Source organism: Nitrospirota bacterium, from assembly GCA_016212215.1.
In the GTDB taxonomy this organism is placed as follows: Bacteria; Nitrospirota; 9FT-COMBO-42-15; order HDB-SIOI813; family HDB-SIOI813; genus JACRGV01.
Window position 1 is genome coordinate 1 of the sequence record JACRGV010000163.1, and the last position, 11,023, is coordinate 11,023.

An 11,023-nucleotide genomic window follows, 5' to 3' on the forward strand; every position below is an offset into this window, starting at 1 on the left:
ACACACTTATAGTTTGCAGGGCAAACCAAGAAAACATACGCCCTCCTTGTTAATTACCTTCATCAGCCCGTCTGTACCGGCCTCAGGGGCTACTGTGAAACCTGAGTTCTTTTCTGTTGTTATCTGGTCAATAAGGGTTGGAGTCAATGTCGCTACCCTTAAAGACGGGAGTGAGAAGGAAACATGCTCATCAGGATATTTTTTTAAAAGGGTGTCCATCATATCACTAAGACATCCGAAATCTCCTGTTCTAAGTGAAGACAGTGTAACCTCTTCATAGCCTGTATTTTTAAGGACGTCCTCTAAAATCTCCAGTATCTTCTCAGGACTCCTTTCACGAACCGGAATGCAACCCTTGTCTTTACCTCAGACATATCTTTTTGTATTGAATTTATCTCATGCCCCATATAACGAGACGGTTTGGATACCGTTACGAGAAGGTCTTTATATGTATTTGACATTGTCTCCTTTCAAACAACATAAACCACAGAGGGACTGAGACACAGAGAATAAAATAATTAGACTACTGACTTTGTTGAATTTCTACTCAATTTTTATATCTCCGTGCCTATGTGGTTACTTATAATGTGATCACGAAAACAGATACTTTTTTCCTTTATATTAAATAAAAGGGGGTGGTCGGTTAGCTCCACCTACCAATGTTTCGAGATCAAATGCGACGATATCTCAGGTTAGATGCAACAGCAAACACAGCAGATACAAGGGGCTATGATTGTAAGCTGCTAATTTCGACGTTTATTTTAATCATAGGTGGAGCTAACCGACTACCCCCCTTTTCCAAATATCCAGTCACAGTAGTGTGGTAAATACAGATACATTCGGCAAACAGGAAAATCGTCCTCTATGCATTACAGCTTAAACAATTCAATTTCTTCAAACTGATTAGGTATAGCTGCTTCAACCTGTATTTCATCTTTTATTTTGACCCTGAAGGTCTCAAGGGCGTTCGGCTCGCCATGGACGAGAAAAATGTTTTTTGGTTTGACATCAAATTTCTTCAGCCAGGTTAACATCTCCTGCTGGTCTCCGTGTGCAGAAAGTGATGATATTTCTTCAACCTCTGCCCTGATAGGGTAATATCTGCCGTGCATCTTTATCTCATGCGCCCCTTCTTCAATCGCCCTTCCGCGTGTCCCCTCTGCCTGATAGCCCACAAGCAGGATTGTATTCCTTTTATCACCGATATAGTGTTTAAGATATTCCAAAGCCCTGCCGCCCGTAAGCATCCCGCTCCCGGCAATAATGATTTTACTGCCGTTCCTGCCGATTATAGCGTTTGTTCCTCTGAAGTCTCTGTTGATGGTCACGTTACTACAAATCTCCCTGCACTGATAATCGGATAACTTGTGCCATTCAGGATACCTTAATAAAACATCGGTTGCATCAGCACCCATTGGTGTATCAAGAAATACAGGCACATCAGGGATCTTCAATTTTTCTTTTAATTCATTTATCATCAACATGATCTCCTGTGCCCTTCCCACAGCAAAGCTTGGGATTAAGAGATTTCCCTTTTTTTGAACAGTATGGTTAATAACATTTGTAAGATGTTCTTCCGGAATATCATGATTGTGCAGGCGGTTTCCATAAGTTGATTCCATTATAAGATAATCAGCCTCCCTGATAACAGAAGGGGGTTCCATCAATGCAGATTTCCATCTGCCGATATCCCCGGAAAAAAGAATCTTCTTCCCGTAACACTCAAACTCTGTAAAGACAGAACCTGGGATATGGCCATTTTTATGGAAACGAACTTTAATATTCTTTGATAGTGTAATCCACTCCATATCATTATGCACCTCAAAATAGCTGAGCGCCTCTTCAACGTCCTGCTCAGTGTACAAAGGCAGTGCGGGCTTGTGTCTGCTGTATCCATGCCTGTTGGCCCTCTCAGCATCTTCTTCCTGAATCTTTGCACTGTCCCGTAATATAATCTCTGCAAGGTCTCTTGTAGGCGGTGTCATTAATATCCTGCCGTTGAACCCATTTCTGACAAGCAGAGGGATATAGCCGGTGTGGTCTAAATGTGCATGAGTAAGTAACAAAATATGGATGTCTTTTATATCAACAGGAAGAGGCTCACGGTTTTTTAAACGCAGTGATTTGACACCCTGAAACAGCCCGCAATCAACAAGGATATTCAGTTCCGGTGTCCTGAGCAGGTGTTTTGAACCTGTCACAGTCTTTGCCGCACCGAGGCATTGTAATGATACGCTGTTCATATATAATCTGTTTACACCGGATTCTCTAACGTTTAAACTGTTTAGGAATTTCAAGGTGATTATAACTGAAATTAATTACTAAAGGTATAAAAAAGTATCACAGAGTTGTGCATGGTCTGTTTTAATCCTTTATTTTACTGCCGGCAATTAGTATAATTCCGTACGACGCAAATCAACGAATGGTAAAGCTTTTTTCAAAAACTAACAATTTAATTTATGCTGACATTCATCCTTAAAAGACTCCTCTGGGGTATACCTGTATTATTGGCGGTTGCGACCATTACTTTTATAATTATGCATGTTGTCCCGGGCGGGCCGTTTGATACGGAGAAACAGCTTCCTCCTGAGATTAAGGCTAATATTGAAGAGAAGTACCATCTTGATAAACCATTCCTTGAGCAGTATTTACTATACCTTGGGAATCTTGTTAAGGGTGACCTTGGGCCTTCTTATAAATACACAGGACGGTCGGTTAATGATGTGATTAAAGATACATTTCCGGTTTCTATAGAACTCGGATTGATAGCATTCATTACAGCAATCATAATTGGAACAGGGACAGGTATTATTTCAGCAGTCTCTCAAAACCGCAATACATGGCTTGACAGGGCGAGTATGCTCATGGCTGTAGGCGGCGTCTCCATTCCACACTTTGTGCTTGCAGCCCTGTTGATCCTTGTCCTGTCGCAATCTCTACATATCTTTCCCCCTGCACTTTGGGAGGGATGGGATTATTCAGTCCTTCCGGCAGTATCACTTGCCGCAGCACCGGCGGCTTATATTGCAAGGCTGATGAGATCCAGTTTTCTTGATGTACTGAAACAGGATTACATACGAACATGTTATGCAAAAGGACTACCGCTAAGCAGTATCTACCTCAAGCATGTATTAAAAAACGCTGTATCACCTTTGATAACTTTATCAGGCCCCCTGCTTGCTGCACTGATAACAGGCTCATTCATTATTGAATACATATTCTCTATACCAGGCATGGGAAAATACTTCGTCACCGCCGTTATAAACAGGGACTACCCGCTAATCATGGGAGTAACACTTATTTATGCAGTATTAATAGTGCTGGCAAATATATGCGTTGATCTGTTATATGCCGTGGTTGATCCGAGGGTGAGAAGACAGTGAATAGTGATTTGTGAAAAGAAGGAAGAAGTTTATTACCCCATCCATTGACGGGGGTGCCGTCTACGAAGATACCCTCCCCCTTGACGGGAGGGTGGGCTAAGTTTATTCCCTCCCCTTCAAGGGGAGGGTTAGGGTGGGGATGGGGTTAATTAAATGAAACGAAATTTTCCCTTATATTTTGGATTAGCAGTAATAATATCCGCTGCCGTTGTGGCCGTCTTTGCCCCATGGATTGCACCGTATTCTTATGACCAACAGGATATGTCTGTAATCCTGCGATGGCCTGACTGGACTCATCCATTCGGTACAGACAACCTCGGCCGGGACCTTTTAAGCCGCATGATATATGGGACACAGGTATCCCTTGCCATCGGTTTCTTCACATCCTTTGCCTCATTGGTCATCGGGACATTTTATGGGGCAGTGTCCGGTTACAAAGGGGGCCGGACAGACCACGTTCTTATGCGTATAGTGGATGTGCTGTACGCAATACCTGACCTCCTAATGATAATCCTGATAACAGTCATAATCGGCAGAGGGTTCTGGGGAATATTCCTTGCCCTCTGCATCGTAAGCTGGGTAAATGTTGCAAGGCTTGTCAGGGGTGAGGTACTCAAACTAAAAGAAATGCCTTATGTTGAAGCAGCAACAGCAATCGGTGTAAGCAACCGGCGCATACTCTTCCGGCATATCCTTCCGGGATTAAGCGGCGTGTTAATAGTTACACTCACCTTTCGCATCCCCTCTGCCATCCTTGCAGAATCCACGCTGAGTTTCGTAGGAATAGGGCTTGCCCCGCCGTTCAGCAGTTGGGGAGTCCTTGCAAACGACGGCTGGTCTGCCATGAGATTCTTCCCTCACCTGATGCTTTTCCCCGGGATTGCAATATTCCTGATAGTACTAGCATGTAATCTTGTTGGTGATGCACTCAGGGATAAATGGGAGGGAAGGTTTTAGAATATCGGGCACAGCCAGTGTCCTTCAAAAACAGGCTTCAACGAATTGGAACGGCAGGGGCGGGAGCGGTGACCTGATGGCAAATGCCGCAATATGTACACTCAGGGAGCTTTCCCCAAAAGTCCCCGGCGGCGGCCCGGTTAATTCAAAGGTTTCAATAGGCATCGGACTTGGTGATGTAAAGGTATCACAGGAGATCGGCTATCTTGACTTCGACAGGATAAACGGCCGATTCAAGGGCTACCGTAAGGTTAATTTCACTCTGCCTGTACTCGGAACATTTGATGCAATAACACAAAACATTGATATTCACAGGGTCTATTACGGTACGTCATTTAATTCCCATCCTTATGCAGGAGGTTATCTGATTCAAAACGGTTACGGTCTGAATCTATATACCGAGGAAAAGGATACTGATGTTGTAATCAAGCCCGCAGCCTTTAACATCAAGACACCGATTGGTGTGTTTGAAGTTCAGCCGGAATTCACTTATGAGTCGAATACGGTTGTTGCAGATAAACCATTTTACAAAGATTATACTTACGTTATCCTTCCTGAAAAAGATAATGAGATACCGGAGATTAAATATTCAGATCTATATGGGATAATTGATGGTGTAAACGATACCACTGCGTCTTTGGGAATCAGCAATTATAAGGATCAAAGGACAGGCTGGATCAGTCAGCTCGGGCTCGGGACAAGGGGGCTGATAACACAGAAACCATGGAGTCCTCCCAAGAGCGGTACATTCAGCAGACCTGATTTTGGGTCATTAGATTTTACTGATTACCTTGCCAGATCAGATGAAGAATATCTTCCAACTATAAAGGTCACGGCCTCCGGTAAGGTAAAATATCCAAAGGACCCTTATGAATTACTCCCCGGATGGGTAGGGAACTCCTGAAGACCTGTTTAATGTCCCGCTGCCTTGCAATATCTGCATCTTTTCAAACGAGGTAAAGGACCCGAACAGCGGTGAGGTTCTTGAACCGTCACATAAGGAAATACTTCAACCTGCAACAACGCCCCCTGTCTGGAAATGTGATTCAAAGGCAAAGAGCGGATGCATGGATCAATGTTTATTTAATAAAGAAACCGGTGAGCTTACCTTTTTAAAGGGACCTGATGAGATAGCAAAAGACATTCCTGAAGATAACCCGGCCCATGCCCATTTACTAACCTGCAAGTATTCATGCGACGAAAACCCACCGCCGAGTATATTGGGAGTCTGTCTTGGTGATAGTACCCCTCCGGCAATATCTTCATATTATCCTGCTGATAAAGTAAACGGTGTATCTGTTAACTCCGCAATTACCGTTACATTCAATGAGGCTATGGACGCATCAACGATAAATACCAATACATTCATTATTGATCACGGCGTTACCGGCAGGACGGCTTATGATAGCGCAACTAAAACAGCAACATTTACTCCTGACCCTCCACTTTCAGGTAATACGACTTATGCTGTCACGATAACCACAGGTGCAAAAGATACTGCAGGAAATCCATTACCCGGCGCCTTAATATGGAACTTTACAACAGAGGCATCGGCGGTACCGGGAAACCGGATAGCTTTTGTTACATCAGGACGGGGCAATGGAAATCTTAGCACCTGGGCAGATGCCGGAGAAAAGACAGGTATTGCCGCCGGTGATACGATATGTCAGGCACGTGCCAATGCCGCAGGATTGAGCGGAACTTATGCGGCATGGCTCTCCGACAGCACAAACGACGCCTACTGTCATATCCACAATCTGACAGGGAAAAAGGCTGACAACTGCGGACAGACAACCTTGCCTGCTGAAGCAGGGCCATGGCTGAGGATGGACGGGTTACCGTTCAGGGGAATGAAAATCAGCGGGACAAGAATGTCCCGCCTATCCTCGTAGAAATGGATAGGCGGGGTTTTCTTACCCCGCCGGAGGTGATTTTCGGATGAACCGTCATGAGCGGGGCGCTCACAAAGGGAAATGAAAATAGTAAACAGTAAGCAGTGAGTAGTAAACAGGAAAGGCAGTCTTTATCTGCTAACTGCTTACCGCTTACTGCTTACTTGGGGTTATTTTCGGATGAACTCAACAATCCTGTGACATCAAATCCTGCGACTTATCTGACAGGAACAAAAGAGGACGGCACTTATGAATCATCATCAGCATCATGTTATGATTTTACAAGCAACAGCAGGACGGCAAACGGCATCGGCGGATACTCCTATGGTACTACTTATAGCTGGACACAAAATTTTAGTACAGGCTGTGATTCGTCATGGAGATTACTCTGTATGCAAACAGGAACAGGACTGACACTCCCGAACTTTGCATCAGCAGGAAAGAAGGTATTTGTTACATCCGTAAAAGGCAATGGCAACCTGAGCACATGGCCGGATGCAGGCGGGAATACAGGCATTGCAGCAGGCGATGCAATATGCAGGGGGCGGGCACAGGCAGGAGGACTCCCGAATGCCGCAAACTTCAAGGCATGGTTATCTGATTCTACTGTTTATGCAATTGACCGTTTAACTGCAAACGGGCCCTGGGTAAGACCTGACGGGGTAAAGGCAGCCGAGAATAAGGCAGCCATCATAGACAATTCACTGTTTACAGCCATAAGCCAAACAGAGACAGGGACTTATGTTTATCCGGCTGCATGGACAGGCACGGACAACAACGGCCAACTATACAGCAGATTCAGTACATGCAGTGACTGGACCAGTTTACAAGCAGGAACAGAAGGAGTCTCCGGTGAATCAAGCCTATCTAACTGGTACTGGTCAAAGCTCGGTTTTTCACAGTGTCTCAATAACCTTGCATTATACTGCTTTGAGGATTAGAGAGGGGATGCTGGTCACTATTCCCTATCTTTACAACGCACGTCCCCGCAATAAGGTCGTGCAGTCCGCGTTTGTTTCTATCAACTGCTATCATTATAAATCCGAGACCGGCCGGTAGAAAAGAGATATAGTACCCGACGTATCGCAGTAGTGCCTTAGGGTAACTGACTGGGCCGCCTTTCATTCTCACTACTTTAAGCCCCAGCAGTCTCTTGCCGGGTGTCTGCCCTTCCCAGCCGGTGAAGAGTGTGAAGTAGGTTGGACCAAAGAAAACTCCTATGAAGAATCCGAAGATGGTTGCCATCTGCTCCCTGCACTTTCGATAAAATCCCGCCTGATCGGACACAGGAGATATATTGCCCTCCCTAAATTCATCTAAAAGACAACAGGGGAAACGTATTGAATCTTTTGCCGGAACCTGCTATTTTATCTTTATGAAATCTATAAAGTATGACCGTCATGCGAAAAGGAGGATGAAGGAACGAAGGGTAAAAGAAGAAGAGGCTGAAATAACGTTAAGAGAACCGGAATATATAGAGCCCAGTATAAAAGGAAGAATTAATGCATTCAAATTTATAAACAATAGATTCTTAAGGGTTACGTTTAAAGAAGAATCTGAACAAATCCTCGTCATTACTGTAACCATGAGAAAAAAATCTTTTAAGGAGCAATAAAATGAAGATAGAATATAGCAAAGATGTTGATGCACTCTACATAAAACTCAGAAATGCAGAAATTGCAGACTCTATAGATATCGAGGAAGGTGTTACAGTGGACCTCGATGAGGGCAGGCACATTGTGGGAATAGAGATCCTTGATGCCAGTGAAAGGCTTGAACCATCAGAGCTTCTTAATATCACAATTGAGAATATTCCTATTGAAAAGGCAGTAGCCTGATAAACACATAATTCACCCTTAACTATTCACTATTCCCTATCTTTATCACACACGTCCCTGCTATTAGGTCGTGCAGTCCCCGTTTGTTTCTGTCAACGGCTATCATTACAAATCCGAGGCCGGCGGGTAAAAAGGAGATATAGTACCCGATGTATCGAAGGAGTGCTTTGGGGTATGTAACGGGGCCGCCTTTCATTCGCACTACCTTTAGCCCCATAATTCTCTTTCCAGGTGTTTGCCCTTCCCAGCCGGTGAAGAGTGTGAAATAGGAGGGACCGAGAAAGATACCTATGAAGAATCCGAAGATAGTTGCCATCTGTTCTACATTTTCAGAGGGTAAATCCCTTGTCAGGCCGCCCAGTCCTGCTGCGAGGCCTGCTATAAAGGCAAGAAAGGCTGTTGAAAAGAATATTATAATATTGTCAATTGCAAATGCAACAAACCTTACCCAGAATCCTGCCTTTGGCAGGGTATGTAAATTTATAACGCCGCCGGTTTCAAAGCTGTTTGAGCACTGCGGGCAGGCCTCAAATTCATCAGTAGTATAACCACATCTCGGACACCGCATATATAATTTGGGTAAATATTTCTAAATATTAATGTTAGTCTGTTTTTAGTTGAAGGGTATTTTACATTAACCAATATAGAATGGGAAGTAGTTTTATTTTAGGGGAGGCGTCACCCCCCCTCGCCCCCCCTTAAACAAAGGGGGGGAATTTAAATGGGGAGAAATGTTTAAATATCAAAATACAGATTAAACTCATGCGGATGCGGTCTCAGTCTTATTGCATCCACCTCTTTAGTCCTCTTGTATGTAATCCATGTCTCGAGCACATCTTCTGTGAATACTCCGCCTTTGAGGAGGAAGTCCTTATCATTCTCCAGATTTGTCAGTGCCTCATCAAGTGAACCTGGAAGAGATGGTACCTCAGTAAGCTCTTCTGCCTTCATATCATAAATATCCTTATCAAGCGGGGCACCCGGATCTATCTTATTTTCAACACCATCAAGCCCTGCCATCAGCATCGCAGAGAATGCAAGATATGGGTTGCTGGATGCATCAGGGAACCTTACCTCTACCCTCTTTGCCTTCGGGTTTGCTGAGTACATCGGGATCCTGATAGATGCGCTCCTGTTCCTGCTTGAATAGGCAAGATTCACCGGTGCCTCAAAGCCCGGCACTAATCTTCTGTAAGAGTTTGTTGTAGGAGATGTCAATGCTGCAAGTGCAGGTGCATGTTTGAGTATGCCTCCGATGTAATAAAGGGCCATCTGGCTCAGGCCTGCATATTCATTGCCTGAGAACAACGGTTTAGCGCCTTTCCACAGGCTCTGATGTACATGCATACCGGAACCGTTATCACCGAATATCGGCTTAGGCATAAAGGTTGCTGTCTTGTTATGTCTTCTTGCTACCATCTTTACGATATACTTGTATATAAGCATCTTGTCTGCAATAGTGGTCAGGGTATCAAATCTCATGTCAATCTCATTCTGACCTGCTGTAGCAACCTCATGATGCTGGGCCTCTATATCAATACCGCAATTCTGCATGGTAAGCACCATCTCTGACCTCATATCCTGAAATGAGTCAACAGGTGGTACCGGGAAGTATCCTTCCTTGTATCTTGGTTTATATCCCAGGTTCGGATTCTCCTGTCTGCCGGTATTCCACTGACCTTCTGATGAATCTACAAAATAATAGCCGCAGTGTTCATTCTGCTCATACCTGATGTCATCAAAAACAAAAAACTCTGCCTCAGGCCCCATATAGATGGTATCAGCTATCTTGGTAGATTTAAGGTATGCCTCAGCCTTCTGTGCAATATAGCGGGGGTCCCTGCTGTAGTGTTCTCTTGTAATAGGGTCAACAATATTACAGATCAGTGTTAAAGTAGGATGCTCGGTAAAAGGGTCCATAAATGCTGTATTCGGATCCGGGATTACCAGCATGTCGCTGTTATTGATAGCCTGCCATCCCCTGATACTTGAGCCGTCAAACCCAAGCCCATCCTCAAACAAGGAAACCTCCAGTACCTTTATTGGAACTGAAAAGTGCTGCCACAAACCCGGAAAATCCATAAACCTCATATCCACCATTACTGCCTTGTTCTTTTTTGCAAACTCCAATACCTCACGCGGTGTCATCTTTTACTTACCTCCTTTTTAAAATAAAATGGTTAATATCTCCAGTAAGCAGTTAGCTGCTTGCTGTTTACTCCTCGCTGTTCATCCGAAAATCACCTCCGGCGGGGTAAGATAACCCCGCCTATCCCTTTCTACGAGGATAGGCGGGACATTCTTGTCCCGTTGATTTTCATGCCCCTTTGTGAGCCCACGGCTCATGAGGGTTCACTATCCTTTATACCCGTTCGTCACAGGCACCCTCCAGTCCTTACCGAATGCCCTCGGTGTAATCTTTATTCCGGGAGGGGACTGCCTGCGTTTGTACTCGCTCCGGTCTACCATTGAGATAACCTTTGCCGTTGTCTTTTCATCATATCCCATTGCCACAATCTCCCTGAGTGACCTGTCTTCTTCTATATAAGCATTCAGGATCGGGTCCAGAATATCATACTCAGGCAATGTATCACTGTCCTTCTGCCCGGGCCGCAGTTCAGCAGTAGGTGCTTTAATAATCACACGTTCAGGGACAGGCGGTACGCCAACTTTATCCATGCTGTTTCTGTATCGTACAAGCTCGTAAACAAGCGTCTTGGGGACATCCTTAATAACCGCAAACCCGCCGGCCATATCACCGTAAAGCGTCGCATACCCGACGCTCATCTCACTTTTATTACCTGTAGTCAGGACAAGCCTGCCGAACTTATTTGACAGTGCCATCATAATATTGCCGCGAATCCTCGCCTGAATATTTTCCTCTGTTATATCAGGTTTCATGTTATTAAACTCTCCTGAGAGTGTATCCAGATATAACTTGAAAATATCATTA

At 44.5% G+C, this 11,023-nt stretch carries 14 protein-coding genes; 7 read left to right on the forward strand and 7 right to left on the reverse strand.

The features are described 5' to 3' along the window. Nucleotides 1-6 precede the first annotated feature (6 nt). The 3 genes from HZA08_14675 to HZA08_14685 all read right to left on the reverse strand — a co-directional run bounded on the left by HZA08_14675 (nt 7) and on the right by HZA08_14685 (nt 2,243). Complete coding sequence (locus tag HZA08_14675) at nt 7-222, reverse strand: hypothetical protein (GenBank protein ID MBI5194660.1); 216 nt, start codon at nt 220-222, stop codon at nt 7-9. A gap of 80 nt (nt 223-302) precedes the next feature. Beyond that, complete coding sequence (locus HZA08_14680) at nt 303-461, reverse strand: hypothetical protein (GenBank protein ID MBI5194661.1); 159 nt, start codon at nt 459-461, stop codon at nt 303-305. A gap of 408 nt (nt 462-869) precedes the next feature. Next, nucleotides 870-2,243 carry an MBL fold metallo-hydrolase gene (locus HZA08_14685; GenBank protein ID MBI5194662.1) on the reverse strand — a complete coding sequence of 458 codons (1,374 nt, stop codon included), beginning with the start codon at nt 2,241-2,243 and terminating at the stop codon, nt 870-872. A gap of 216 nt (nt 2,244-2,459) precedes the next feature. Between HZA08_14685 and HZA08_14690 the strand changes: the two genes are divergently transcribed. The 5 genes from HZA08_14690 (at nt 2,460) to HZA08_14710 (ending at nt 7,173) form a co-directional block, all read left to right on the forward strand. Further along, nucleotides 2,460-3,383, forward strand: coding sequence for an ABC transporter permease (locus tag HZA08_14690; GenBank protein ID MBI5194663.1), 924 nt, complete (start codon nt 2,460-2,462; stop codon nt 3,381-3,383). 153 nt (nt 3,384-3,536) lie between these two features. After that, complete coding sequence (locus tag HZA08_14695) at nt 3,537-4,340, forward strand: ABC transporter permease (protein MBI5194664.1); 804 nt, start codon at nt 3,537-3,539, stop codon at nt 4,338-4,340. Next, entirely contained in the window at nt 4,306-5,244 is a 939-nt protein-coding gene (locus HZA08_14700; GenBank protein ID MBI5194665.1) for a hypothetical protein, read from the forward strand. The genes HZA08_14695 and HZA08_14700 overlap by 35 nt, the downstream gene beginning before the upstream one ends. Nucleotides 5,245-5,407: 163 nt before the next feature. Continuing rightward, nucleotides 5,408-6,232, forward strand: coding sequence for an Ig-like domain-containing protein (locus HZA08_14705; GenBank protein ID MBI5194666.1), 825 nt, complete (start codon nt 5,408-5,410; stop codon nt 6,230-6,232). Between the two features lie 104 nt (nt 6,233-6,336). After that, nucleotides 6,337-7,173 carry a hypothetical protein gene (locus tag HZA08_14710; protein MBI5194667.1) on the forward strand — a complete coding sequence of 279 codons (837 nt, stop codon included), beginning with the start codon at nt 6,337-6,339 and terminating at the stop codon, nt 7,171-7,173. On the opposite strand, the gene HZA08_14715 is transcribed toward HZA08_14710, so the two are convergent. Further along, nucleotides 7,139-7,519, reverse strand: coding sequence for an RDD family protein (locus HZA08_14715; GenBank protein ID MBI5194668.1), 381 nt, complete (start codon nt 7,517-7,519; stop codon nt 7,139-7,141). The two genes, HZA08_14710 and HZA08_14715, sit on opposite strands and share 35 nt — an antisense overlap. Nucleotides 7,520-7,607: 88 nt before the next feature. On the opposite strand from HZA08_14715, the gene HZA08_14720 reads away from it, so the two are divergent. Together HZA08_14720 and HZA08_14725 are read left to right on the forward strand one after the other, a co-directional pair. Continuing rightward, on the forward strand, nt 7,608-7,847 hold the full coding sequence (locus HZA08_14720; protein MBI5194669.1) for a DUF4258 domain-containing protein: 240 nt from the start codon (nt 7,608-7,610) through the stop codon (nt 7,845-7,847). 1 nt (nt 7,848) lies between these two features. Beyond that, nucleotides 7,849-8,070: a DUF2283 domain-containing protein gene (locus HZA08_14725; protein ID MBI5194670.1), complete on the forward strand. Its 222-nt coding sequence runs from the start codon at nt 7,849-7,851 to the stop codon at nt 8,068-8,070. 22 nt (nt 8,071-8,092) lie between these two features. Here HZA08_14725 and HZA08_14730 read toward each other — a convergent pair whose 3' ends face one another. From HZA08_14730 to nadE, 3 genes are all read right to left on the reverse strand, one after another. Then, nucleotides 8,093-8,638, reverse strand: a complete 546-nt coding sequence (locus tag HZA08_14730) for an RDD family protein (GenBank protein MBI5194671.1) — start codon at nt 8,636-8,638, stop codon at nt 8,093-8,095. A 167-nt stretch (nt 8,639-8,805) separates the two neighbouring features. Next, on the reverse strand, nt 8,806-10,218 hold the full coding sequence (glnA, locus tag HZA08_14735) for a type I glutamate--ammonia ligase (protein ID MBI5194672.1): 1,413 nt from the start codon (nt 10,216-10,218) through the stop codon (nt 8,806-8,808). Between the two features lie 207 nt (nt 10,219-10,425). Beyond that, the coding region (gene nadE / locus HZA08_14740) for an NAD(+) synthase (GenBank protein ID MBI5194673.1) at nt 10,426-11,023 on the reverse strand (598 nt) is incomplete at its 5' end.

Bases quoted from the DNA above. Each gene is read 5' to 3' on its own strand.
- HZA08_14675 (MBI5194660.1), bottom strand. From the start codon at position 222: ATGATGGACACCCTTTTAAAAAAATATCCTGATGAGCATGTTTCCTTC.
- HZA08_14680 (MBI5194661.1), bottom strand. From the start codon at position 461: ATGTCAAATACATATAAAGACCTTCTCGTAACGGTATCCAAACCGTCT.
- HZA08_14685 (MBI5194662.1), bottom strand. From the start codon at position 2,243: ATGAACAGCGTATCATTACAATGCCTCGGTGCGGCAAAGACTGTGACA.
- HZA08_14690 (MBI5194663.1), top strand. From the start codon at position 2,460: ATGCTGACATTCATCCTTAAAAGACTCCTCTGGGGTATACCTGTATTA.
- HZA08_14695 (MBI5194664.1), top strand. From the start codon at position 3,537: ATGAAACGAAATTTTCCCTTATATTTTGGATTAGCAGTAATAATATCC.
- HZA08_14700 (MBI5194665.1), top strand. From the start codon at position 4,306: ATGCACTCAGGGATAAATGGGAGGGAAGGTTTTAGAATATCGGGCACA.
- HZA08_14705 (MBI5194666.1), top strand. From the start codon at position 5,408: ATGGATCAATGTTTATTTAATAAAGAAACCGGTGAGCTTACCTTTTTA.
- HZA08_14720 (MBI5194669.1), top strand. From the start codon at position 7,608: ATGAAATCTATAAAGTATGACCGTCATGCGAAAAGGAGGATGAAGGAA.
- HZA08_14725 (MBI5194670.1), top strand. From the start codon at position 7,849: ATGAAGATAGAATATAGCAAAGATGTTGATGCACTCTACATAAAACTC.
- HZA08_14730 (MBI5194671.1), bottom strand. From the start codon at position 8,638: ATGCGGTGTCCGAGATGTGGTTATACTACTGATGAATTTGAGGCCTGC.
- glnA (MBI5194672.1), bottom strand. From the start codon at position 10,218: ATGACACCGCGTGAGGTATTGGAGTTTGCAAAAAAGAACAAGGCAGTA.